The sequence below is a fragment of the Pantoea sp. paga genome, from assembly GCF_007558755.1.
GTDB lineage: Bacteria > Pseudomonadota > Gammaproteobacteria > Enterobacterales > Enterobacteriaceae > Pantoea > Pantoea agglomerans.
In genome coordinates, this window is the sequence record NZ_VLTF01000006.1 from 145,803 (window position 1) to 171,596 (window position 25,794).

At 57.2% G+C, this 25,794-nt stretch carries 18 protein-coding genes; 12 read left to right on the forward strand and 6 right to left on the reverse strand.

Features of this window, described 5'->3' with window-relative positions:
- Position 1 precedes the first annotated feature (1 nt).
- Genes thiB through thiQ form a run of 3 tightly spaced genes read left to right on the forward strand, consistent with a single transcriptional unit; the run spans position 2 to position 3,259 of the window.
- Positions 2 to 988, forward strand: a complete 987-nt coding sequence (gene thiB, locus FOV68_RS16690) for a thiamine ABC transporter substrate binding subunit (protein ID WP_031594581.1) — start codon at positions 2 to 4, stop codon at positions 986 to 988.
- Positions 964 to 2,574 carry a thiamine/thiamine pyrophosphate ABC transporter permease ThiP gene (gene thiP / locus FOV68_RS16695; RefSeq protein ID WP_143991239.1) on the forward strand — a complete coding sequence of 537 codons (1,611 nt, stop codon included), beginning with the start codon at positions 964 to 966 and terminating at the stop codon, positions 2,572 to 2,574. The genes thiB and thiP overlap by 25 nt, the downstream gene beginning before the upstream one ends.
- Complete coding sequence (gene thiQ, locus FOV68_RS16700; protein WP_143991240.1) at positions 2,558 to 3,259, forward strand: thiamine ABC transporter ATP-binding protein ThiQ; 702 nt, start codon at positions 2,558 to 2,560, stop codon at positions 3,257 to 3,259. Before thiP ends, thiQ begins: the two co-directional genes overlap by 17 nt.
- A gap of 5 nt (positions 3,260 to 3,264) precedes the next feature.
- Here thiQ and FOV68_RS16705 read toward each other — a convergent pair whose 3' ends face one another.
- Positions 3,265 to 4,029 carry a DedA family protein gene (locus FOV68_RS16705; RefSeq protein ID WP_010253821.1) on the reverse strand — a complete coding sequence of 255 codons (765 nt, stop codon included), beginning with the start codon at positions 4,027 to 4,029 and terminating at the stop codon, positions 3,265 to 3,267.
- A gap of 168 nt (positions 4,030 to 4,197) precedes the next feature.
- Between FOV68_RS16705 and polB the strand changes: the two genes are divergently transcribed.
- From polB to rluA, 3 genes are all read left to right on the forward strand, one after another.
- A complete protein-coding gene (gene polB / locus FOV68_RS16710; RefSeq protein WP_109652403.1) occupies positions 4,198 to 6,558 on the forward strand; it encodes a DNA polymerase II in 2,361 nt (786 codons plus the stop codon).
- A gap of 152 nt (positions 6,559 to 6,710) precedes the next feature.
- Positions 6,711 to 9,617, forward strand: coding sequence for an RNA polymerase-associated protein RapA (gene rapA / locus FOV68_RS16715; protein WP_031594018.1), 2,907 nt, complete (start codon positions 6,711 to 6,713; stop codon positions 9,615 to 9,617).
- A 313-nt stretch (positions 9,618 to 9,930) separates the two neighbouring features.
- Positions 9,931 to 10,584 carry a bifunctional tRNA pseudouridine(32) synthase/23S rRNA pseudouridine(746) synthase RluA gene (gene rluA, locus FOV68_RS16720; protein WP_010253813.1) on the forward strand — a complete coding sequence of 218 codons (654 nt, stop codon included), beginning with the start codon at positions 9,931 to 9,933 and terminating at the stop codon, positions 10,582 to 10,584.
- A 63-nt stretch (positions 10,585 to 10,647) separates the two neighbouring features.
- Here the strand turns inward: rluA and djlA are convergent, their stop codons facing one another.
- On the reverse strand, positions 10,648 to 11,457 hold the full coding sequence (gene djlA / locus FOV68_RS16725; protein WP_010253811.1) for a co-chaperone DjlA: 810 nt from the start codon (positions 11,455 to 11,457) through the stop codon (positions 10,648 to 10,650).
- 182 nt (positions 11,458 to 11,639) lie between these two features.
- On the opposite strand from djlA, the gene lptD reads away from it, so the two are divergent.
- From lptD to apaH, 6 genes are read left to right on the forward strand one after another with little or no spacing between them, the layout of a single operon-like run.
- A complete protein-coding gene (gene lptD, locus FOV68_RS16730; protein WP_050491381.1) occupies positions 11,640 to 14,015 on the forward strand; it encodes an LPS assembly protein LptD in 2,376 nt (791 codons plus the stop codon).
- Between the two features lie 54 nt (positions 14,016 to 14,069).
- Positions 14,070 to 15,365: a peptidylprolyl isomerase SurA gene (surA, locus tag FOV68_RS16735; RefSeq protein ID WP_010253800.1), complete on the forward strand. Its 1,296-nt coding sequence runs from the start codon at positions 14,070 to 14,072 to the stop codon at positions 15,363 to 15,365.
- Entirely contained in the window at positions 15,355 to 16,347 is a 993-nt protein-coding gene (gene pdxA, locus FOV68_RS16740; protein WP_143991241.1) for a 4-hydroxythreonine-4-phosphate dehydrogenase PdxA, read from the forward strand. Before surA ends, pdxA begins: the two co-directional genes overlap by 11 nt.
- Positions 16,340 to 17,161 (forward strand): 16S rRNA (adenine(1518)-N(6)/adenine(1519)-N(6))-dimethyltransferase RsmA, encoded by an 822-nt coding sequence (gene rsmA / locus FOV68_RS16745; protein WP_003854805.1) that lies wholly within the window; start codon positions 16,340 to 16,342, stop codon positions 17,159 to 17,161. The genes pdxA and rsmA overlap by 8 nt, the downstream gene beginning before the upstream one ends.
- Positions 17,162 to 17,164: 3 nt before the next feature.
- Positions 17,165 to 17,542, forward strand: coding sequence for a Co2+/Mg2+ efflux protein ApaG (gene apaG / locus FOV68_RS16750; protein WP_031594014.1), 378 nt, complete (start codon positions 17,165 to 17,167; stop codon positions 17,540 to 17,542).
- A 53-nt stretch (positions 17,543 to 17,595) separates the two neighbouring features.
- Complete coding sequence (gene apaH, locus FOV68_RS16755; protein ID WP_033770951.1) at positions 17,596 to 18,453, forward strand: bis(5'-nucleosyl)-tetraphosphatase (symmetrical) ApaH; 858 nt, start codon at positions 17,596 to 17,598, stop codon at positions 18,451 to 18,453.
- 33 nt (positions 18,454 to 18,486) lie between these two features.
- Here the strand turns inward: apaH and FOV68_RS16760 are convergent, their stop codons facing one another.
- From FOV68_RS16760 to carB, 4 genes are all read right to left on the reverse strand, one after another.
- Complete coding sequence (locus tag FOV68_RS16760) at positions 18,487 to 20,370, reverse strand: PhoX family phosphatase (RefSeq protein WP_083070565.1); 1,884 nt, start codon at positions 20,368 to 20,370, stop codon at positions 18,487 to 18,489.
- Between the two features lie 90 nt (positions 20,371 to 20,460).
- Positions 20,461 to 20,943 carry a type 3 dihydrofolate reductase gene (gene folA, locus FOV68_RS16765; protein ID WP_010253752.1) on the reverse strand — a complete coding sequence of 161 codons (483 nt, stop codon included), beginning with the start codon at positions 20,941 to 20,943 and terminating at the stop codon, positions 20,461 to 20,463.
- A 234-nt stretch (positions 20,944 to 21,177) separates the two neighbouring features.
- Positions 21,178 to 22,317: a porin gene (locus FOV68_RS16770; protein ID WP_010253747.1), complete on the reverse strand. Its 1,140-nt coding sequence runs from the start codon at positions 22,315 to 22,317 to the stop codon at positions 21,178 to 21,180.
- A 244-nt stretch (positions 22,318 to 22,561) separates the two neighbouring features.
- A complete protein-coding gene (gene carB / locus FOV68_RS16775; RefSeq protein ID WP_010253739.1) occupies positions 22,562 to 25,789 on the reverse strand; it encodes a carbamoyl-phosphate synthase large subunit in 3,228 nt (1,075 codons plus the stop codon).
- Between the last annotated feature and the right edge of the window lie 5 nt (positions 25,790 to 25,794).

Below are 25,794 nucleotides of genomic sequence, written 5' to 3' on the forward strand. Positions count from 1 at the left end.
AGTGTTAAACAAAGTTCTGCCGGTGCTGCTGTTACTCTCCGCCCCCGTTCTGGCGGCTAAGCCGGTTCTCACGGTCTACACCTACGACTCCTTCTCCGCTGACTGGGGCCCTGGCCCGGCGGTTAAAAAAGCCTTCGAGGCGCAGTGCAACTGCGAACTGAAATTCGTCACGCTGGAAGATGGCGTGTCGCTGCTGAACCGCGTGCGCATGGAAGGGAAAAACAGCAAAGCCGATCTGGTTCTGGGGCTGGATAACAATCTGGTACAGGCGGCGCAGAAAACCGGTCTGTTTGCCGAAAGTCAGGTCGATGCCTCGAAATTAAAACTGCCCGGCGGCTGGCACAACACCACCTTCGTGCCGTTTGATTATGGCTACTTCGCGTTTGTCTATGACAAAACCCGGCTGAAGAATCCGCCAAAAAGCCTGAAAGAGCTGGTCGACAGCCCGGAGAAGTGGCGGGTGATCTACGAAGATCCCCGTACCAGCACCCCCGGCTTAGGTCTGCTGTTGTGGATGCAGAAAGTCTATGGCGATCAGGCGCCGCAGGCGTGGCAAAAGCTGGCGCAGAAAACCGTGACGGTGACCAAAGGCTGGAGTGAAGCCTATGGCCTGTTCCTCAAGGGCGAAGGCGATCTGGTGCTGAGCTACACCACCTCACCGGCTTACCACATCATCGAAGAGAAAAAAGAGAACTATGCCGCCGCGCCGTTTGCAGAGGGCCACTATCTGCAGGTTGAAGTTGCCGCGCAGTTAGCCAGCAGCAAACAGCCCGCGCTGGCACAGCAGTTTATGAAGTTTATGGTGTCACCCGACTTCCAGCGCACTATCCCAACCGGTAACTGGATGTACCCGGTAATCGACACGCCGCTGCCTGCCGGTTTTAGCGCGCTCACTGTGCCCGCCACCGCCCTGCAGTTCTCGCCGGAAGAGGTTGCCAGCCAGCGTTCAGGCTGGATCAGCCAGTGGCAACGCGCCGTCAGCCGCTGATGCCGCGCTGGCTTATCCCCGGTTCGCTCGCCACGCTGCTGTTAATCAGCGTGGCGCTGCTGGCCTTCGGTGCACTCTGGAGCGCCGCGCCAGAGAATGACTGGCGCAGCGTGCTGCAGGATGATTACCTGCATCACGTTATCGCCTTCTCTTTTGGTCAGGCGCTGCTCTCCGCGCTGTTGTCGCTGCTGCCGGCGATGCCGCTGGCGCGCGCGCTCTATCGACGCCGTTTCCCTGGCCGTCAGCTGCTGCTGCGTCTGTGCGCCATGACCCTGGTGCTGCCGGTGCTGGTGGCGGTATTTGGTCTGCTCACCGTCTATGGTCGTGTCGGCTGGCTGGCGCAGCTGTGCCAGCTGGCAGGAATTGATTACCACTTCTCTCCCTACGGTCTGCCGGGCATTTTGCTGGCGCACGTCTTCTTTAACCTGCCGCTGGCGACCCGCCTGATGCTGCAGGCGCTGGAGAGCATTCCTGCGGAACAGCGTCAGCTGGCGGCACAGCTCGACCTGCGCGGCTGGCACCATTTTCGTCTGCTGGAGTGGCCATGGCTGCGGCGTCAGTTGCTGCCGACCGGCGCGCTGATCTTCATGCTCTGTTTCGCCAGCTTTGCTACCGTGCTCTCGCTGGGCGGCGGCCCGCAGGCGACGACCATCGAGCTGGCGATTTTCCAGGCACTGAGTTATGACTACGATCCCGGACGCGCAGCACTGCTGGCGCTGATCCAGCTTGGCTGCTGCGTGACGCTGGTGCTGCTCAGCCAGCGCTTCAGCAAGGCGATTCCCGCCGGAACCAGCCAGCTGAACGGCTGGCGCGATCCGCAGGATTCGCGCGGGGCGCAGCTGGTTGATGCGCTGCTGATCCTGCTGGCGCTGATCCTGCTGCTGCCCCCGCTGGCGGCGGTCATCATCGATGGTCTGCACGGCGGACTGCGCGGCGCGCTGGCGCAGCCTGCACTCTGGCAGGCGACGTTTACCTCACTGCGCATCGCCACCGGCGCCGGTCTGCTCTGTGTGGTGCTGACCATGATGCTGCTGTGGAGCAGTCGCGAGCTGCGCCTGCGTCAGCGCCCGGCGGCGGCAACCCTTATTGACACCAGCGGCATGCTGATTCTGGCGATGCCAGGCATCGTGCTCGCCACCGGCTTTTTCCTGTTGTTTAACGCCACTATTGGTCTGCCGGCGTCGGCGGACGGGCTGGTGATCTTCACCAATGCGCTGATCGCCATTCCCTATGCGCTGAAAGTACTGGAGAACCCGATGCGTGACGTCGCGGAGCGTTACGGCAGACTCTGTGAGTCCCTGAATATCCACGGCTGGAACCGGCTGCGGCTGATTGAACTGCGGGCGCTGAAACGTCCGCTGGCCCAGGCGCTGGCCTTTGCCTGCGTGCTGTCGATCGGTGATTTTGGTGTGGTGGCGCTGTTTGGTACTGCCGATTTCCGCACCCTGCCGTTCTACCTCTATCAACAGATCGGTGCCTATCGCGGTGCTGACGGTGCAGTGACCGCGCTGCTGCTGCTACTGCTCTGTTTGTTGCTGTTCATCCTGATGGAAAAATTACCAGGCCGCCATGCTGACACTGAATAACCTCACGTACCTTTATCAGCATCTGCCGATGCGCTTTAGTCTCAACGCCACCCGCGGCGAGCGCATCGCGATCCTCGGCCCCAGCGGGGCCGGTAAAAGCACCCTGCTGAGCCTGATTGCCGGTTTCCTGCCGGTGAAACAGGGCACCCTGATGATTGACGGCCAGGAGCACACCCACAGCGTGCCGGCCAGACGGCCCGTGTCGATGCTGTTTCAGGAGAACAACCTGTTTCCGCACCTCAGCGTGCAGCAGAACATGGCGCTGGGATTGCACCCCGGACTGAAGCTGAGCGCCGGGCAGCGCCAGCAGCTTGCTACGCTGGCCGATCAGGTAGGATTAGGCGATCTGCTGACGCGCCTGCCGGGCGAGCTGTCGGGTGGACAGCGACAGCGCGTGGCGCTGGCACGCTGTCTGCTGCGTGACCGTCCGGTGCTGCTGCTGGATGAGCCTTTTTCTGCACTGGATCCCGCGCTGCGTGGAGAGATGCTGCAGCTGGTGCGTTCGGTGTGTGAAGCGCGCAGCATCACGCTGCTGATGGTGTCGCACAGTCTGGAAGATGCCCAGCAGATTGCGCCGCGCAGTGTGGTGATTGTGGATGGCCGGGTTTACTGGGATGGTGAGACCCGACAGTTACTATCGGGCAACACGCGGGAGGCCGACGTGCTTGGCATCCCGCGTCGTTAAGCGATTCAGGCGAAGAAAACCTGCCACAGCAGATGACGGAAAATGGGCATCATCGGATGGAACTGAATACCGACGAAAGCCGCGACGGCAATCACCAGCCCCAGCGGTCCAGCCCAGCGCAGGCGCTCAGGCGGCAGCCAGGCCGATGCCCAGTCGCGACTCTTGCCGCTGCGCCACCAGCGCCAGCATAACCAGACACCCAGCCAGATCAGCAGTGCTGCGCCGAGTAACAGCCATTTAAAGCTGCCGCCCTGCGCGGCTTTGGGCACATCGATCGCCACCCCCGCCAGAATACCGGGCAGCAGATAGAGCGGCGGCCAGAGAATGCAGCCGATAATGTTCGGCGGCAGAAATTTACGCACCGGCAGCTCCAGCATACCGGCCGCCAGCGGGATCAGCGGACGCGTGGGGCCAACAAAGCGTCCGACCAGAATCGTAAACATGCTGTGCTGATGCAGGGCGTGCTCGGTTTTATCCAGCAGGCCTTTATACTTTTGCAGATACTTCCAGCGATGCAGCGGCCCCTGAAATTTCCAGCCGATGCCGTAGGAAACCCAGTCACCAATCAGGCAGCCCGCAAAGCCCGCCGCCCAGGCAGGGTAAAGGCCAAGCTCGCCACTGCCGACCAGCGCGCCCAGACTGGCCATCATCACCGTACCTGGCAGCAACAGCCCGACCAGCGCCAGCGACTCCAGAAACGTCACCAGCGCAACGGCAAACAGCGCCCACTCCAGGGACTGCGTAATCAGTTGTTGAATCCAGGCTTCCATAATCATCCTAAGTAAAAGCAGAAGGCTGGATTGTCCTGAGCCAGCCACACAGCGTCAAGGCAAGAATTGTAGGACAATGTTGACAAAACCGGGTGGCGGGAACTGTATAAATATCCATGTTATACTGAAGCGGTTTTCTCATCCTGAAATGCTGAGTCCGGAGAACATCTGAATATGCCCCGCGCAGGTTTTCTGCTCACCCGCCACTGGCGCGACAGCCCGCATGGCACCGAAATTATCCTGTGGCTCGCGACCGATGCGGGCGCGCAGCGCGTGGTGCTGCCGGTGCAGGAGTCCGTCGCGTTTATTCCTGAGGAATTTCAGGCGCAGGTCAGCGAACTACTGAAAGATGAACGTCAGTTTCGGATCCAGTCGCTGGCGCTGAAAGATTTTCGGCGTCGCCCGGTTTTTGGCCTCTACTGCCAGCAGAACCGTCAGCTACAGCGCATCGAAAAACGGCTGCGCGAAGAGGGTATTCCGGTCTATGAAGCCGATATCCGTCCGCCGGAGCGCTACCTGATGGAGCGTTTTATTACCGCGCCGGTCTGGTTTGACGGCGAGCAGCGCGGTGACAGCGTCGTCAATGCGCGACTCAAACCCCATCCCGACTATCGCCCGCCGCTGAAATGGGTCTCGCTGGACATTGAAACCACACAGCATGGCGAGCTTTACTGCATCGGGCTGGAGGGATGCGGTCAGCGCCAGGTCTTTATGCTCGGCCCGGCCAACGGTGATGCCAGCACGCTGGATTTCGAGCTGATCTATCTCGACAGCCGGCCGCAGTTACTTGAAGCGCTGAACCAGTGGTTTGCAGAGCATGATCCGGATGTCTTAATTGGCTGGAACGTCGTGCAGTTTGACCTGCGGGTGCTGCAAAAGCATGCCGATCGTTACGGCATTCCGCTGCGCCTGGGACGCCAGCAGGCCGCGCTGGAGTGGCGTGAACATGGCTTCAAACCCGGCGTATTTTTCGCTCAGGCCAGTGGCCGGTTGATTATCGATGGCATTGACGCGCTGAAATCGGCGTTCTGGGATTTCCCCTCATTCAGCCTGGAGTCCGTGTCGCAGCAACTGCTGGGAGAAGGAAAAGCGATTGATAATCCCTGGCAGCGCATGGAGGAGATCAACTGGCGCTTTGCCAACGATAAACCGGCGCTGGCGCGCTACAACCTGAAAGACTGCGAACTGGTGACGCGCATTTTTCACAAAACGGCGATTATGCCGTTTCTGCTGGAACGCGCGGCGGTCAATGGACTGGCGGTGGATCGCCATGGCGGTTCGGTAGCGGCCTTTGGTCATCTCTATATTCCGCGGATGCATCGCGCCGGGTTTGTCGCCCCGAACATGGGTGATGTGACCCCGGAAGCCAGTCCTGGCGGTTATGTGATGGATTCGCGCCCCGGCCTGTATGACTCAGTGCTGGTGCTGGATTACAAAAGCCTCTACCCGTCGATTATCCGCACCTTCCTGATCGACCCGGTGGGTCTGGTGGAAGGGCTGGCCCACCCTGATGATGCCGATTCGATTGAGGGTTTCCGGGAAGCGCGTTTTTCGCGGCATACCCACTGCCTGCCTGCGATTGTTGAACAGATCTGGCTGGGTCGCGAAGCGGCGAAAAAGCAGAATAATCAGCCGCTGTCCCAGGCGCTGAAAATCATCATGAACGCCTTTTACGGTGTGCTGGGCACCAGCGCCTGCCGCTTCTTTGATCCGCGGCTCGCCTCCTCTATTACGCTGCGCGGTCACGCCATCATGCAGCAGACCCGTACGCTGATTGAGGCGGAAGGCTACGACGTCATCTATGGCGACACCGACTCTACCTTTGTCTGGCTGAAGTCGGCGCACAGTGAAGAAGATGCCGCCGCGATTGGTCAGCAGCTGGTGCAGAAAGTGAACGCCTGGTGGCGCGACCATCTGCAGCAGACGCAGGGGCTGACCAGCACACTGGAACTGGAGTATGAAAACCACTTCTGCCGTTTTCTGATGCCGACCATTCGTGGTGCGGAACAGGGCAGCAAGAAACGCTACGCCGGACTGATTCGTGACGCCGCCGGTGAGCGCATGGTCTTTAAGGGGCTGGAGTCGGTGCGAACAGACTGGACGCCGCTGGCAAAAGCGTTCCAGCAGCAGCTCTACCACCGTATCTTCCACCGTCAGCCGTGGCAGGATTATATCCGTACAACCGTGGCGCAGTTGCTGGCGGGTGAACTCGACGATCAGCTGATCTACAAAAAGCGGCTGCGGCGTCCGCTGAAAGAATATGAACGAAACGTGCCCCCGCACGTGCGCGCCGCCAGGCTGGCCGATGAGCACAATCGTAAATTAAACCGGCCCTTGCAGTACCAGAATGGTGGCCGGATCCGTTATGTCATCGCCACCGCAGGCCCCGAGCCACTGGAGGCGCGCAGCACGCCGCTGGACTATGACCACTACGTGACGAAGCAACTTCAGCCGGTCGCAGAGGGGATTCTGCCTTTTGTCGAAGGGGACTTTGCTACACTTATTACCGGACAGCTGGGGCTTTTTTGACAGGTGACGAACGTCCTGCCATCCAGTACCATAGCGCCCTTCCTGAAACTCACCGCTCTTAAGTACGCTCCAGGCCTTGTTGTCTGGCGGTAACGCTATTGCCTGAGCTTTGGGAACACCTCTAAAAACGTTAAAATTCGAGCAAAAAATATATGGTTTTTACATTAGGTCAGCGCTGGATTAGTGATACGGAAAGTGAACTGGGACTGGGCACCGTGGTGGCGATCGATACCCGAATGATCACCCTGCTGTTTCCGGCCACGGGGGAAAACCGCCTCTACGCCCGCAACGATTCGCCGGTTACCCGCGTCATCTTTAATCCGGGTGATACCATCACCAGCCACGAAGGCTGGCAGATGCGCGTCGATGAAGTACGCAACGAAAATGACCTGATGACCTATATCGGTACCCGTCTGGATACCGAAGAGAGCGAAGTGATGCTGCGCGAAGTCATGCTCGACAGCAAGCTGGTGTTCAGTAAGCCGCAGGATCGCCTGTTTGCCGGCCAGCTCGACCGGATGGATCGTTTTGCCCTGCGCTTCCGCGCCCGTAAATACCAGAGTGAGCAATATCGTCTGCCAATCAGCGGCTTACGCGGCATGCGCACCAACCTGATCCCTCACCAGCTGCATATCGCCCACGATGTCGGCCGCCGCCATGCGCCGCGCGTCCTGCTGGCCGATGAAGTTGGCCTGGGTAAAACTATTGAAGCCGGGATGATCATCCAGCAACAGCTGCTGGCTGGCCGTGCCGATCGCGTCCTGATCGTGGTGCCTGAAACTTTACAGCACCAGTGGCTGGTCGAGATGCTGCGCCGCTTTAACCTGCGCTTTGCGCTGTTTGATGACGACCGCTATACCGAAGCGCAGCACGACAGCGATAACCCGTTTGAAACAGAGCAGCTGATTATCTGCTCACTGGACTTCGTGCGCCGTAACAAGCAGCGTCTTGAGATGCTGGCCGATGCCGAATGGGATCTGCTGGTTGTCGATGAAGCGCACCATCTGGCCTGGTCAGAAGGTGAGCCAAGCCGTGAATATCAGGTTATCGAACAGCTGGCTGAGAAAACCGCCGGGGTTCTGTTGCTGACTGCAACGCCTGAGCAGCTGGGCATGGAGAGTCACTTCGCCCGTCTGCGCCTGCTCGACCCTAATCGTTTCCATGACTTTGCCGCATTTGTTGAAGAGCAGCAGCATTTCCGTCCGATTGCCGATGCAGTCACGGCGCTGCTGGCGGATAAAGCGATCTCCCAGGAGGAGATGAACCGGATCAACGATCTGGTCGGCGAGCAGGACATTGAACCGCTGCTGCAGGTTGCCAACAGCGACCGTGACGGCAAGCTGGAAGCGCGTCAGGAGCTGATCTCCATGCTGATGGACCGCCACGGCACCAGCCGCGTGCTGTTCCGTAACACCCGTAATGGGGTTAAAGGCTTCCCGAAACGCGAGCTGCACCAGATCCGCCTGCCGCTGCCTGCGCAGTATCAGACGGCGATTAAAGTCTCCGGCATTATGGGCGCGCGCAAAAGTGCAGAAGAGCGGGCGCGTGACCTGCTCTATCCGGAGCAGATTTATCAGGAATTTGAAGGCGACAGCGGCACCTGGTGGAATTTCGATCCGCGCGTGGAATGGCTGATGGGCTATCTCACCACCAACCGTAAAGAGAAAGTGCTGGTGATCTGCGCCAAAGCGGCCACCGCGCTGCAGCTGGAGCAGGTACTTCGTGAACGCGAAGGTATCCGTGCAGCGGTGTTCCACGAGGGTCTGTCGATCATTGAACGTGACCGTGCCGCAGCCTGGTTCGCCTCAGAAGAGAATGGTGCGCAGGTGCTGTTGTGCTCCGAGATCGGTTCTGAAGGCCGTAACTTCCAGTTTGCCAGCCGTCTGGTGATGTTCGACCTGCCGTTTAACCCGGACCTGCTGGAGCAGCGTATCGGTCGTCTGGATCGTATCGGTCAGGCGCACGATATTCAGATTCTGGTGCCGTGGCTGGAGCAGACCGCACAGGCGGTGCTGCTGCGCTGGTATCACGAAGGGCTGGACGCGTTTGAACATACCTGCCCGACCGGCCGGACAATCTATGACAGCGTCCATTCGCAACTGATCGGCTATCTGGCCGCGCCGGAAAACAGCGAAGGTTTTGATGCGTTTATCACCGACTGCCGTAAACAGCATGACGCGCTGAAACTGCAGCTGGAACAGGGTCGCGATCGCCTGCTCGAGCTGAACTCCAACGGCGGCGAATCGGCTCAGCTGCTGGCCAATGCCATCAGCGAGCAGGATAACGACACCGGTCTGGTGAACTTCGCGCTCAACCTGTTCGATATCGTCGGTATCAATCAGGAAGATCGCAGCGATAACCTGATTGTGCTGACCCCTTCCGACCACATGCTGGTGCCCGATTTCCCTGGCCTGCCGGAAGATGGCTGCACCATTACCTTCAACCGCGATCAGGCGCTATCGCGCGAAGATACCCAGTTCATTACCTGGGAACATCCGCTGATCCGCAACGGTCTGGATCTGATTCTGTCGGGCGATACCGGCAGCAGCGCACTGTCACTGCTGAAGAACAAGGCGCTGCCGGTGGGGACGCTGCTGGTCGAGCTGATCTATGTGGTTGAAGCGCAGGCACCGAAGCATCTGCAACTGACTCGCTTCCTGCCGCCGACGCCAATCCGTCTGCTGATGGATACCAAAGGCACTAACCTGGCGGGCAAAGTTGAGTTCGAAAGCTTTAACCGTCAGCTGAATGCGGTTAACCGTCATACCGCCAGTAAACTGGTGAATGCGGTGCAGCAGGATGTGCATGCGATTCTGACCCAGGGCGAAGAGAGCGTGGTCAGCGAAGCGCGTGCGGTGATTGATGCTGCGCGTGCCGAAGCGAACGAGAAGCTGGGCGCAGAACTCTCCCGTCTCAACGCGCTGAAGGCGGTCAACCCGAACATCCGTGACGATGAAGTCGAGGCGCTGGAAAGCAACCGTGAACAGGTGCTGGAAAGTCTCGATCAGGCCAACTGGCGTCTCGACGCGCTGCGCCTGATTGTGGTGACACACCAGTAAGCTCAGGGGCCTGGATGAATCTGGCCGCAACTGAGAAACTCAAGACGCAGGGAACAGGGGCAGAAGAGGAAAGCGTCCCGCGCCATGGACAAAAACGCCAGGAGCGTTTTTGAACAACGCAACGCGTTGGCCCGGCAACGGGCGCACCTCAGGGATGAGGTGCGTAATCGCGCGGGCCGAGCTTGTCAGGGATGACAGCTTTTGCGTCTTTCCGATCTGACCGTGTTTCCTGCGCTGGCACGCTATCACAGCTAAGCGGGCCAGAATTTGTCTACAATCTCAGCCGCATGGCCCCTTATTTTTGGAAAGCCCCATGGAACCTTACAATCCACCGCGTGAACCCTGGCTGCACATCCTTTATCAGGATGCGCACATCATGGTGGTGAACAAACCCAGCGGTCTGCTCTCGGTACCCGGTCGGCTGGACGAACATAAAGATAGCGTGATGACGCGGGTTCAGCGTGATTTCCCGCAGGCTGAATCTGTCCACCGACTGGATATGGCGACCAGCGGCGTGATGGTCGTGGCGCTGACTAAGGCTGCTGAGCGCGAGCTGAAACGACAGTTCCGTGAGCGGGAGCCTTCCAAGACTTACGTGGCCTGCATCTGGGGTCATCCGGCGAAGGAAGAGGGATTGGTTGACCTGCCGCTGATTTGCGACTGGCCAAATCGTCCGAAGCAGATGGTCTGCTTCGAGACCGGCAAAGCCGCGCAGACGGAATATCAGGTGCTGGAATATCGTGCGGATAACAGCGCGCGTGTTTCGCTGAAACCGATTACCGGCCGCTCACACCAGCTGCGGGTGCATATGCTGGCGCTGGGCCATCCGATTCTGGGGGATAACTTCTATGCGCATCCGGAGGCCAAAGCGATGGCGCCCCGTTTACTGCTGCATGCGGAGTCACTGACCATTACCCATCCGGCATTTGGTAATGCCATGACGTTTCGTCAGCCCGCAGATTTTTAAGGTTTACTGCTCGCCTGTCACCGTGGCCTCCTCTGTTGCAGAAGCGGCCACGGAACAGGGTGTTTACTTAAAGCCTTTCTCTTTGCGAATCAGATCGTACGCCGCCTGAATTTCCTGCGCTTTCTGCTTCGCCATCTCCATCATCTCTGGCGGTAACCCTTTCGCTACCAGCTTGTCAGGATGATGTTCGCTCATGAGTTTGCGGTAGGCGCGTTTGATAGTGGTGGCGTCATCGCTGCTCTTCACACCCAGCACGCTACAGGCATCTTCCAGCGTTGGCCCGCGTTGTGCCTGCTGAAAACCGCCTGAACTGCGCTGACCACCGCCAAACTGCTGGCCACCTTCCATCATGCGCAGGAACTGATCGAACTGACCGCGTGAAATGCCCAGCTCTTCGGCAATCACATAGAGCACCTGACGCTCATTGGGATGCAGTGAACCGTCGGCAAAGGCGGCCTGAATCTGGATCTCCAGGAACATCCGAATCAGATCAAACCGGCCAAAACAGGCGCTGCGCAGTTCACGCAGTTTGCTGCGTAACGGGTAATCCGCCTGCTTGCCTTCGCGGAACGCGCGCTGGGCAGCCGTGCGAGAGTCACCGTGCAGCTGCATCCGCTCCATTAACAGCGAAGCAATCTGAATATCCGCTTCCGTGACGCGCCCTTTTGACTTGGTCAGATGGCCCATCACCTGAAAGGTGGTGCTGAAAAACAGCGTCTGTCGGGTCTGATTATTTGAGAAGTAAGCCTTGCCTTGCGCGCCGCGTACTTTGTCAATCATATGGCCAATGATCAAACCGATCACAATACCCCAAAAGCCTGCGCCGGAAAGTAATCCCACCGCCAGACCCACAACTTTTCCCCAGTAGCGCATAAACTCCTCAATTCGCCATGCTTGCGGCTGAAAATTGCATTATCATACCTGTCATTTATCTCAGCGCCTAACGGCAACGCTGACTGACCAGGATTAACACTGGCGCAACGCCGGGCAGTAAGTTAGTCTCTGACCCGATTGTCGGCATGATGCCAGTTTTCATGGAATTCTCGATACCGCGTATGAAAAAACATATACCTACCCTGCTGGCCACACTGATCGGCGCAGCCATTAGCCAGCAAGCCTTTGCCGACGATTTGATGTCGCAGTGTATGTTAGGCGTGCCGAGTTATAACCGCCCGCTGGTGAATGGCGATACGAATCAGATGCCCGTCACCATTCACTCCGACGCCGCCAAAGGGAACTATCCCAATGATGCGGTATTCACCGGTAATGTGAATATTGAGCAGGGCAACAGCCGTATGCAGGCGGATGAAGTCCAGCTTCATCAGCGTCAGCAGGAAGGCCAGACCGCGCCCGTTCGTACCGTCGATGCGCTGGGTAATGTGCACTACGATGACAATCAGGTCATCCTGAAAGGTCCGAAAGCCTGGTCAAACCTCAACAGCAAAGATACCAACGTCTGGAATGGTCAGTACCAGATGGTAGATCGTCAGGGACGCGGCGTCGCAGATCAGATGAAGCTGCGCGGCGATAACCGCTACACCATTCTGGAAAACGGTACCTTTACCTCCTGTCTGCCCGGCTCCAACAGCTGGAGCGTGGTGGGTTCAGAGGTGATCCAGGATCGCGAAGAGGAAGTGGCGGAGATCTGGAATGCCCGCTTTAAAATCGGTTCCGTTCCGGTGTTCTACAGCCCCTATCTGCAGTTACCGATTGGCGATCGTCGCCGCTCCGGTTTCCTGATCCCAAATGCAAAATATGGCAGCAACAACGGCTTTGAGTTCACGCTGCCCTATTACTGGAACATCGCGCCGCAGGCCGATGCGACCATCACGCCGCACTACATGAGTAAGCGCGGCATGCAGTTTGAAAACGAATTCCGTTATCTGACCACGCTGGGTGCAGGTCTGGTTGAATTCGACTACCTCGGCTCGGACAAACAGTACGATAATGACAAAGCGGTGCGCGGCATCGCCGAAAATGACAGCTCCGATCGCTGGCTGTTCTACTGGCGTCATGCCGGTGTCTATGACCAGAACTGGCGTTTCAACGCGGACTACACCAAGGTCAGCGATAAGTACTACTTCAACGATCTCGACTCGAAGTACTACAGCTCGACCGACAACTACGCCACGCAGAAATTCAGCATCGGCTATGCGGACACCAACTGGGATGCCACGCTCTCCACCAAAGATTTCCAGGTGTTCGGCGATACCTCCAGCAATAACGTCTACCGCGCCATGCCGCAGCTGGACGTCAATCTCTATCAGAACGATATCGGCCCGTTTGATGGCCGGGTTTATGCCCAGGCGGTGAAGTTCACCAACGTCAGCAGCCGCTATCCTGAAGCGACCCGTTTACATGTTGAGCCAACGCTAAACCTGCCGCTGTCAAACGGCTGGGCCAGCCTGGATACCGAAGCGAAGTTCCTGGCGACCCACTATCAGCAGACTGACGTTGATTTCTATAACAACGCAGCCAATGGTCTCAGAGGTGATAAGAGCGGCGAACTGGATGAGTCTGTCAACCGCACCCTGCCGCAATTTAAAGTTGATGGTCGTCTGGTGTTTGACCGCGATATGAACTCGGCGGTGGGTTATACCCAGACGCTGGAACCGCGCGTGCAGTACCTTTATATCCCGTATCGTAATCAGAGCAATATCTATCCGTACGACTCAACGCTGCTGCAAACCGACTACACCGGTCTGTTCCGCGATCGTACTTATAGCGGCCTGGATCGCATCGCTTCCGCCAATGAAGTCTCTACCGGCGTCACTTCGCGTATTTATGATAACGATCTGGTTGAACGTTTTAACGTTTCTGTAGGTCAAATCTACTCGTTTACCCCTTCTCGTACTGGTGTGAATCAAACCAGTAAAGAAGATGATACCGGCAGCCTGATCTGGGCTGGCGATACATACTGGAAAATCAGCGATCGCTGGGGCGTCCGTGGTGGGCTGCAATATGACACCAAACTCGACAACGTCTCCCAGGGCAATACCGTACTGGAATACCGTCGTGATGCCGACCGCATGGTGCAGCTGAGCTACCGTTACAGCAGCCCGGAGTATGTTGCGACCGCGCTGAACGATAGCAGCCTGGTCACGAATCCTATCTACAAAAATGGGATTTCACAGGTAGGTACCACGGCCAGCTGGCCGATTGCCGACGCATGGTCTGTGGTAGGCGCTTACTACTACGATACCCGCAACACGCGTCCGGCTTCACAACTGGTTGGCCTGCAATACAGCTCATGCTGTTACGCTATCCGGGTCGGTTATGAACGCAAAATTAACGGTTGGGAAAACAACGACAGTAAGTACGACAACCAAATCTCATTCAACATTGAGCTGCGTGGTCTGAGTCCGAACTATGGCTTAGGCACCAACGATATGCTGCGTCAGGGCATTATCCCTTACCAGCCTGCTTTCTGATGTTGTGATGTTTGACAGGCAATCCCGCAGTGCGGAACCAACAATGGATAAAGTATGAAGAACTGGAGAATGCTGATTCTTGGTGTGGCAATCAGTGCCAACACCGCGTTCGCAGCACCACAAGTCGTTGATAAAGTTGCAGCCGTGGTCAATAACGGCGTGGTTCTTGAGAGTGACGTGGATGGCATGATGAGCACCGTTAAATCTCAGGCCCAGCAGGCTGGTCAGCAGTTGCCGGATGATAAAACGTTGCGCCATCAGATTCTGGAACGTCAGATCATGGACAACATCATTCTGCAGATGGGTGATAAAGCGGGAATTCAGATCAGCGACGAGCAGCTGGACCAGGCTATTCAGAACATCGCTGCGCAGAACAAGATGAGCCTTGATCAGCTGCGTAGCCGTCTGGCTTATGACGGCATGAACTACAGCGTGTATCGTTCTCAGATCCGTAAAGAGATGACTATCGCCGAAGTGCGCAACAATGAAGTGCGTCGTCGTGTCACGATTCTGCCGCAGGAAGTGGATACGCTTGCTACCCAGATCGGCTCTCAGAACAGCCAGGGTACTGAACTGAACGTCAGTCATATTCTGCTGCCGCTGCCGGAAAACCCGACGCAACAGCAGGTTGATGAGCAGGAAACGCTGGCGAAACAGCTGGTTGGCGAACTGAAAAATGGCGCTGACTTTGGCAAGATGGCCGTGACCTACTCTGCCGACTCCCAGGCGCTGAAAGGCGGCAACATGGGCTGGGGTAAAATCGAAGAGTTACCGACCCTGTTTGCTCAGGCACTCTCAAGCGCCAAAAAAGGCGATATCGTCGGGCCGGTGCGCTCTGGTGTGGGCTTCCACATCCTGAAAGTGAACGACCTGCGTGGCGAGAGCAAAAATGTCTCGGTCACCGAAGTCCATTCGCGTCACATTCTGCTGAAGCCATCGCCGATCCTGACAGACGATCAGGCACGCGCGCAGCTGGAGCAGATTGCTAACGATATCCGCAGTGGCAAAACCACCTTTGCGGCGGCGGCTAAACAGTACTCTGACGATCCGGGTTCGGCGAACCAGGGCGGCGACCTCGGCTGGACCTCTCCGGAAGTCTTTGACCCGGCGTTCCGTGACGCGCTGCTGCGCCTGCAGAAAGGCCAGACCAGCCAGCCGGTTCACTCCTCTTTCGGCTGGCATCTGATTCAGTTGCTGGATACCCGTCAGGTGGATAAAACCGATGCGGCCCAGAAAGAGCGTGCTTACCGTATGCTGTTTAACCGTAAGTTCGCGGAAGAAGCGCAGACCTGGATGCAGGAACAACGTGCCAGTGCCTACGTGAAGATTCTGGATGGCAATGCGCAGTAATGCCCGTGTGGTGATCACGCCCGGCGAACCTGCCGGGATTGGTCCCGATCTTACCGTTCAGCTGGCCCAGCAGTCGTGGCCGGTTGAACTGGTGGTCTGCGCCTCGCCTGCCCTGTTGCAGCAGCGTGCGGCGCAACTCGGTCTGCCGCTGACGCTGCGGCCCTACCAGCCTGGTGTAGCAGCCGAGCCACAGCAGGCGGGTACGCTGACTATCCTGCCAATTGAAACGGCAGCGCCGGTCACACTCGGCGAGCTTTGCGTCGCCAACAGCAACTATGTGCTGGCCACGCTGACGCGCGCCTGCGACGGTTGTCTCGACGGTGAATTCGCTGCCCTGATTACCGGCCCGGTGCATAAAGGCGTGATTAACGATGCCGGCATCGCCTTTACCGGCCATACCGAATTCTTCGCCGATCGCGCAGGCGGCCATCGGGTGGTCATGATGCTGGCGACAGAAGAACTACGAGTCGCACTGGCCACCACCCATCTGCCGCTGAAAGATGTGCCCGCTGCGGTAACCCGTGAATGTCTGCATGAAGTGATTACAATTCTGCATCGTGATCTGCAGCAGAAGTTTGCGATTGCCGAGCCGCATATTTACGTCTGTGGTCTTAACCCTCATGCCGGCGAAAGCGGTCACATGGGTCGGGAAGAGATCGAGACCATCACGCCGGCACTCAATGAACTGCGTAAGCAGGGCATTAATCTGACCGGCCCGCTGCCTGCGGATACCCTTTTCCAGCCCAAATATCTGCAATACGCCGATGCGGTGCTGGCGATGTATCACGACCAGGGCCTGCCGGTACTCAAATTTCAGGGGTTTGGCCGGGCGGTAAATATCACCCTGGGCCTGCCCTTTATCCGGACTTCAGTTGACCACGGCACCGCGCTTGAACTCGCTGGCCTGGGTCAGGCTGAACCGGGCAGCTTCATCACGGCGCTTAACCTCGCCATCACTATGATCAAGAGCAGTAATGAATAATCGCGTCCATCAGGGGCACTACGCCCGTAAACGTTTCGGGCAGAACTTCCTGAACGATCAGTACATTATCGACAGCATTGTCTCCGCCATCCATCCTCAGCGCGACGAAGCGCTGGTGGAGATCGGCCCAGGCCTGGGTGCCTTAACCGAGCCGGTAGGCGAACGCCTCGATAAATTAACGGTGATAGAACTGGACCGCGATCTCGCTGCGCGTCTGGAAACGCATCCGTTCCTTGGCCCGAAACTGACTATCTTCCAGCAGGATGCCATGACCTTCGACTTCGCCGCGCTGGCGCAGGAGAGAGGCCAGCCGCTGCGGGTATTTGGTAACCTGCCGTACAATATTTCGACCCCGCTGATGTTCCACCTTTTCAGCTATACTGGTTCGATCAAAGATATGCACTTCATGCTGCAGAAAGAGGTGGTTAATCGTCTGGTTGCCGGTCCGGGTAACAAAACCTACGGTCGTCTGACGGTGATGGCGCAATACTACTGCCAGATCATTCCGGTGCTGGAAGTGCCTCCGCACTCTTTCACGCCACCACCGAAAGTGGACTCTGCCGTGGTGCGTCTGGTGCCGTATGCCGAGCCACCGTATCCGGTCAGCGATGTGCGTATCCTGAGCCGTATTACCACTGAAGCGTTTGGCCAGCGTCGTAAAACGCTGCGCAACAGCCTGAGCCACATGGTGGCCGCCGGTGCGCTGGAAGAGTTATCCATAGATCCAACCTTGCGTGCCGAGAACGTCTCGGTGGCGCAATATTGTCAGCTGGCGAACTGGCTGGCGAATCATCAGGGAAAATCGCAGGAGTAAGTCATGAGTGAAACGGCCCGCGTCTCCGTCCATGTGCAAAGCCAGTACGTCGCCTCACAATCCTCACCGGATGATGAACGCTACGTCTTCGCCTATACCATTACGATACGCAATCTGGGCCGTTCCTCAGTGCAACTACTGGGACGCTACTGGTTGATTACCAACGGTAACGGCCGCGAAACGGAAGTTCAGGGTGAAGGCGTGGTCGGTGAACAGCCGCTTATCGCGCCAGGCAATGAATTTCAGTACACCAGCGGTGCCGTGATCGAAACACCGATGGGCACCATGCAGGGGCACTATGTGATGGTCGACGAACAGGGCGACACTTTTCACGTAGAGATCCCGGTGTTCCGCCTCGCCATTCAGACCCACATTCATTGATTCACACGCTTTTTGCCCGTTAAGTCGGGCACCTTCCTGATGGATAAAACGTTATGAGCACATACCTGATTGGCGACGTTCACGGTTGCTACGATGAATTACGTGCATTGCTGCAACAGGTCGACTTCAATCCTGAGCAGGATACCCTGTGGCTGACCGGCGACCTGGTGGCGCGCGGTCCTGGCTCACTGGAAGTCTTACGCTACGTTAAATCGCTGGGCGATGCGGTGCGTCTGGTGCTGGGCAATCACGATTTGCATTTGCTGGCGGTCTACGCCGGCATCAGCCGTAACAAGCCTAAAGATCGCCTGACCCCGCTGCTGGAAGCGGATGATGCGGATGAGCTGATCAACTGGCTGCGTCGTCAGCCGCTGTTACAGGTTGATGAAGAGAAAAAGCTGGTGATGGGACACGCCGGTATCACGCCGCAGTGGGATATTGAGACCGCGAAAAAGTGTGCGCGTGAAGTTGAAGCGGTTCTCGCCAGCGACAGTTACCCGCTGTTCCTGGATGCTATGTATGGCGACATGCCGAACAACTGGAGTGAGGATCTGACCGGCCTGGCGCGTCTGCGCTTCAGCACCAACGCCCTCACCCGCATGCGCTACTGTTTCCCCAACGGCCAGCTGGACATGATCTGCAAAGATGCTCCTGAATCGGCGCTTCCGCCGCTGAAACCCTGGTTTAATATTGAAGGGCCGGTCGCACGTGACTACACCATCGTCTTTGGTCACTGGGCCTCGCTGGAAGGCAAAGGCACGCCAGAGGGCATTATCGGGCTGGATACCGGCTGCTGCTGGGGCGGAACGCTGACCCTGTTGCACTGGGAGACGCAGCGCTATGTGGTGCAGCCCTCTAATCGCGAAAAAGCACTGGCCTCCAGCGACAGTCTGGCACCGCCCGCGCTATAACGGCGATGCTGGCCATCAGGCCAGCATCCTGTTTTATGCGCCGATAATGCCGCCATCTTCGCGGGTGATCATAATCACCGACGACCGGGGACGCGGACTGTTGTCTGGGAAGTGCGAGTCACCCTCTTCGCCGGGATGCTGCACATTCACGAACAGCGTTTTGTAATCGGGCGTGAAGGTAATACCGGTCAGCTCGCACGATTTTGGACCGACCATAAACCGGCGGATCTCGCCACTATCAGGATCACCCACCAGCATCTGATTATTCCCCTGCCCCTGATAATCCTCTTTGTTGCTGTACTTGCCATCGGTCAGGATCCATAACCGCCCCTGCGCATCAAACCCCAGCCCATCCGGACTGTTAAAGGTGTTCTCCGCGGTGATGTTAGGTGTACCGCGATAGATCCCCTCAGGATGCGCTATCGGGTTGCCACACAACGCATAGATATCCCACTCAAACGTCTGCGCGGTTGCATCGCCCTTCTCATCCCAGCGAATAATCTGACCGTAGATATTTTTTGGCCGTGGATTCGCTGCATTGACCGGCATGCCTTCATTTCCGCGCTTGTTGTTGTTGGTCAGGGTGCAGTAGGCACGGCCGTCATGCGGGTTAACCGCAATCCACTCCGGCCGGTCCATTCGCGTTGCGTTGACCACATCTGCTGCGGCACGCGCATTGATCAAAACATCGGCCTGGCTATTGAATCCCTTTTCAGCGGTGAGTCCATTTTCGCCCCACTTCAGCGCCAGCCAGCGCCCGGTGCCTTTAAGCGGCGTGCCCTGCGCATCGCCGTTGAACTGCGCCACATAGAGCGTGCCCTTATCAAGCAGTCCGTGATTGGCTTTAGCATCATCCGGAGTGACCTTGTCATCTGAGACAAATTTATAGATATATTCGCCGCGCTCGTCGTCGCCCATATAAACCACCAGCTGGCCGGTTTTCGCGACCGTCACGGCGGCATTCTCGTGCTTGAAGCGGCCCAGGGCGGTCCGCTTTACCGGCACGGAGTGAGGATCGAAAGGATCGATTTCGACAATCCAGCCGTGACGGTTAAATTCGTTGGGATTCTTAGCGATATCGAAGCGGGGATCAAAGTCGGCCCAGTTGCGCTCCGGCTCAGCGGCATTCAGGGTATAGCGCTTCTGCTGTGGGGTCGGCGTAAAATCCGCCTGATGGGTGCCAAAGTAGGTGTCGTAGTTTTCTTCACAGGTGAGATAGGTGCCCCACGGCGTTTTGCCGTTGGCGCAGTTACCAAAGGTGCCCAGGACATTCATTCCCTGCGGATCGGCGGCAGTCTGCAGCGCTTTATCCCCAGCAGCCGGACCGGAGAAGCGCATCGGAGTATTGGCGGTAATGCGGCGGTTATAGTCAGAAGGACGTACCACCTGCCAGCGATTGTCCTCACCCCGTTTGACTTCAACGATGGAGATACCGTGCGCCGCCTGCGACTTTTTGACATCTTCCAGGCTGGTCGCTTTACTGCCGCCGTGGGCGAACAGCGTTGGCTCATTCACATATTCATTGTTAATCGCCATCACGCCGCGATGGTCATTAATCGCGAAGAAGCTCATACCGTCGTTGTTGTCACCGAACTGCTTTTCCTGATCTTCTGCGCTGTTGTTGCCCTGCGGATCAAACGCGGCTGCGCCATTCACCAGCGGATCACCCCAGGAGATCAACACGTCAGCGCGATAGCCAGGGGCCACCACAATCTCATCGGCCGTGGACGCGGCAATAGCCTGAAAGCCCAGCAGTGGACTGCCCGCAGGCTTCTCCTGCGCCAGTGCACTGCCCGGGAGCGTCAGGCCGCCGCTGAGAAAGCCGGTCAGGCCGATAGCACCGGAACCGGCAAGGAATTTACGACGCAGTGGATCAGGCAGGCGGTCAGTGCTTAATGCGGAGAGTTCGATTTTCATTAGTGATTGCTTCCTTTGTGTCGATCCCAGAAAAGAAGCAATGCTAATGAATAAAGATGACAGCCAGGTTACAGCCCGGCAGGGGTGGGATTAGCGACGACGGTCAAGGATCTCAAAGCAGTAGCTGTGGGAATTTTGCTCGTCAGCGTCGTGGAATTCGCTGAACGTTGACTGCCACTCATCCGGCTCGTAATCCGGGAACTGCGTATCACCTTCGACTTCCGCATCAATGTGCGTCAGATAAAGACGATCGGCACGCTTCAGCATCTGCTCATAGACGCGGCCGCCGCCAATCACCATGATCTCTTCAGCGTCACCGGCTGCCTGTAACGCCTCATCCAGCGAAGTGACCCAGGTAACGCCTTCGGTGGTGCCCGGCTGGCTGCTGACCACGATATTCAGTCGGCCAGGTAACGGACGGCCAATAGATTCAAAGGTCAGTCGGCCCATAATCACCGGTTTCTTCAGCGTATGGCGCTTGAACCACGCCAGATCTGCAGGCAGGTCCCACGGCATGGCGTTCTCCATTCCAATAATGCGATCTGCTGCTAATGCCGCGATAAGACTAATCATGTTAACCACTCACTGAAAAAAATTGGCGCCATGATACGTAAAGGTGAAACTTTCGTCGATAGGGGGAAAGGTCTAATTGCGTAAAGCTTTTCATGACGTCGTTTTTCACGGCCTGTGCAGCGTTTTTCACCGCCTAATCGCGTCAGTTTGCCGCAGCTCGCCAGCGATCGGCCTCAGGCTGGCACAAAAGTCGTGCGCAAAAGAAAACGGCTCCCGCAGGAGCCGTCAGGGTTATCAGAAGTCGTAGCGCAGACGCACCAGATTCATATCACCCAGGTTATCGGTGCTGGAGGTAAACACATGTTCGTAATCGACACGGAAACCGTAGTCGAGGAACAGCACCACACCCAGACCGTTATCGATGCGCTGATAATCACGGCCTGTCGCATACTCAATGCGATCGCCCATGACATATGGCTGTACCGCTTTCAGACCATACTGCCCCACCGGAATCTTGTAACCGGCGAAATATTCAATGCCCCATGCGTCGCCGGCAAAGTAGTCATGCACATCTTTGCGTTTGGTGGTCATGAAGTTCTCATACCAGCCACCGCCGGCTGACAACGTCCAGTTGCCTGGGGTCCAGCTCAGCGCGGTGCCGTAAATGTTCTGATCGTAATCGCGGCTGTCACCGTTGTTCGGGTTACGCATCGCCGCGCGGGTGTAGTTCCACGCCGTGCCCCAGCTCAGATCGTCCGTGATGTGGTAGTCCACACCCAGCGAGCCGCCGCCTTTGCGCTTATAGCGCAGGCCGTTGCCTGGCAGATACTCGTTATCTTCGAACAGATAAGAGGCGTAAAGATCCGCATCGCCGAAGCTGTTTTTATACTTCAGCTGTTTGCGTGAGCGGTAAGATCCATCATAGTCGCCGTTGATCCCGTTACCCGGTGCCTGGCCGACCATGTCGTAATCCCAGATATCGGTCTTGGCGCCCACGGTATCGTAATAGACGCTGTTCTGCTGACCAAAGGTAAGCTGGCCCCAGGTTTTGCTTTTCAGACCGGTGTAGAGCTGACGACGCGTGGTGTTATTGGCACCATCCGCATAGTGACGATCCCAGCTGAAGACCGCCGGGACGTTAACGCCCAGCTCGTAGTAGCTGATCCAGCTGACGTCATCAAACAGGTAGTAGTCAGCGCCGAAACGGAAACGGGTGCCGCCATCAAAACCGTCGCGCTTGTAGGATTTGTCATCCACGCCGGTCTGATGATTGAACTGAGCACGAATGCTGCCGCCAAAAGTAAAGTTAAGACGGCTAAGCGGATCGCCTGCCTGCGGATCCTGTTTTAACAGGGTAATTTCCGCCTGGCTGGCGAAAGGAAGAATTGCCATCAGTGCAGCCACTGCACTCAGAGAAAAAGTACGCATTTTCATTTTTTATTTATGTCCTGATACGCTCCAGTGATGAGCGGCAGGCATAGTACTGACGAAAAATCCGCACAGGAAGTGTTTATATTATAAATTTGTGCGAACCGGCCTTATTCGCACCTATAGCTAAAAAATTAAGCCAAATCAGTCACTTTAACGCAAACTCTTCGCTTTCCCTGGACCCTTTTTTCGGATTATCGCCAATAAGATGGTCAAAAAAAAACGGCTCCCGCAGGAGCCGTTTTTCACATTACATCGCCTTGATCTGGGCATGCATCTCCTGAACGGAGATAACCTGTTCCGTCGGGTCAGCATTCAGCGCCATCGCGGTGGCGAAGCCGCCGTTCAGCGTGGTGTCGTAGTGCACTTTATACTGCAGGGCACTGCGGCGAATCAGTTTCGAATCTTCAATCGCCTGACGACCCGCCGTGGTATTGACGATGTAGCTATACTCGCCGTTCTTCAGACGGTCCTGAATGTGCGGACGCCCTTCATGCACCTTATTCACCAGGCGCGGATTGATGCCCGCTTCGCCCAGCACAACCGCCGTGCCGTGAGTCGCATCCAGTTCGAAACCAAACTTCTGCAGCTTAGCGGCCAGGTCGACAATACGTTTCTTGTCGCCTTCACGCACCGACAGCAGCGCACGGCCCGACTTCTTCATGTTGCTCTGTGCGCCCAGCATCGCTTTGGAAAACGCCTCAGCGAAGGTGCGGCCCACGCCCATGACTTCACCGGTAGAGCGCATTTCTGGCCCCAGAATCGGGTCAACGCCCTGGAACTTGTTAAACGGCAGCACTACTTCTTTGACAGAGTAGTAAGGCGGAATCACCTCTTCAGTGACGCCCTGCTCTGCCAGCGTTTTACCTGCCATCACGCGCGCGGCGACTTTCGCCAGCGGGACACCGGTCGCTTTAGAGACGAACGGCACGGTACGCGCCGCGCGAGGGTTAACTTCGATCAGGTAGACTTCGTTATCTTTCACCGCGAACTGGACGTTCATCAGGCCACGAACGTTCAGTTCAAACGCCAGCTTCTCAACCTGCTGGCGCATCACATTCTGAATCTCCTGACTCAGGGTGTAGGCCGGCAGTGAACAGGCGGAGTCACCGGAGTGAACGCCAGCCTGCTCGATGTGTTCCATGATGCCGCCAATCAGCACCCGCTCGCCGTCGCAAATCGCATCAACATCCACTTCGACCGCATCATCCAGGAAGCGATCCAACAGCACCGGTGCATCGTTGGAAACCGAGACCGCCGTCTGGAAGTAGCGCTTGAGATCGATCTCGTCGTAGACGATCTCCATGGCACGGCCACCCAGCACATAAGAAGGACGCACCACCAGCGGATAACCCAGGCCCGCGGCTTTCTCAACCGCCTGCTCCAGTGTGGCCACCGTGGCGTTGGCGGGTTGCTTCAGGTTCAGGCGATCAACCGCCTGCTGGAAACGTTCACGGTCTTCAGCACGGTCGATGGAATCCGGGCTGGTGCCGATAACTGGTACGCCTGCGGCTTCCAGTGCACGCGCCAGTTTCAGTGGCGTCTGACCGCCATACTGCACAATCACGCCTTTTGGCTGCTCAATGCGCACGATCTCCAGCACATCTTCCAGCGTGACCGGCTCGAAGTAGAGGCGATCAGAGGTGTCGTAATCGGTCGAGACGGTTTCCGGGTTACAGTTGACCATAATGGTCTGGTAACCATCTTCACGCAGCGCCAGGGCGGCGTGAACGCAGCAGTAGTCGAATTCGATACCCTGACCGATACGGTTTGGCCCACCGCCCAGAATCATGATTTTTTCGCGATCCGGACTTGGATTGGCTTCGCACTCCTCCTCATAGGTGGAGTACATGTAGGCGGTGTCTGTCGCGAACTCTGCGGCGCAGGTATCTACGCGCTTGTAAACCGGGTGCAGGTTAAACTGCTGACGCAGCTTGCGGATTTCGCTCTCGGCCACGCCCGCCAGTGTCGCCAGCCGCGCATCAGCAAAGCCTTTACGCTTCAGGGCGCGCAGGAACGTCTCATCCAGACTATTAACCCCTTCACGGGCAACCTGCTCTTCCAGCCGCACCAGCTCTTCGATCTGCACCAGGAACCAGCGGTCAATATTGGTCAGGTTGAACACGCCATCCACTGACATGCCGGCACGGAAGGCGTCCGCGATGTACCAGATGCGGTCTGAACCGGCATCTTTCAGCTCACGGCGGATGCGGGTTAATGCTTCCGGGTCGTCGAGGTGGACTTTCGGGTCGAAGCCGTTAGCGCCCACTTCCAGGCCGCGCAGCGCTTTCTGCATGGATTCCTGGAAAGTGCGGCCAATCGCCATCACTTCACCGACCGACTTCATCTGGGTGGTCAGGCGATCGTTGGCACCGGCAAATTTTTCGAAGTTGAAACGCGGGATCTTGGTGACGACGTAGTCGATTGACGGCTCGAACGAGGCAGGCGTTAAACCGCCGGTAATATCATTCATCAGCTCGTCGAGGGTATAGCCGACCGCCAGTTTGGCCGCCACTTTAGCAATCGGGAAACCGGTCGCTTTGGAGGCCAGCGCCGAGGAGCGTGACACGCGCGGGTTCATCTCAATGACAATCAGGCGGCCATCTTTCGGGTTAACCGAGAACTGCACGTTGGAGCCACCGGTCTCAACACCGATCTCACGCAGTACCGCCAGCGAGGCGTTACGCATGATCTGATACTCTTTGTCGGTCAGCGTCTGGGCAGGTGCCACCGTGATGGAGTCACCGGTGTGGATCCCCATCGCATCGAAGTTTTCAATTGAGCAGACGATGATGCAGTTGTCGTTTTTATCGCGCACCACTTCCATCTCATACTCTTTCCAGCCAATCAGCGACTCATCAATCAAAAGCTCATTGGTCGGTGAGAGGTCGAGACCGCGTTCGCAAATCTCTTCAAACTCTTCGCGGTTGTAGGCGATGCCGCCACCGGTTCCGCCCATAGTAAATGAGGGACGGATAATGCAGGGGAAACCGACATCTTCAGCCACGGCCAGCGCTTCTTCCATGGTGTGCGCAATGCCGGAGCGCGCGGTATCCAGACCGATGCTTTTCATCGCCACGTCAAAACGACGACGATCTTCCGCTTTGTCGATTGCGTCAGCCGTTGCGCCGATCATGGTGACGCCAAACTCTTCCAGCACGCCATGACGTTCCAGCTCCAGCGCACAGTTCAGCGCTGTCTGACCGCCCATGGTCGGCAGTACCGCGTCCGGGCGCTCTTTTTCGATGATTTTGCGCACCACTTCCCAGTGAATCGGCTCAATGTAAGTCGCATCAGCCATTTCCGGGTCGGTCATGATCGTCGCCGGGTTGGAGTTCACCAGAATGACGCGGTAACCCTCTTCACGCAGCGCTTTACACGCCTGCGCACCGGAATAGTCAAATTCGCAGGCCTGGCCGATCACAATCGGACCGGCACCAAGAATCAGGATGGATTTTAGGTCTGTACGTTTTGGCATAAATT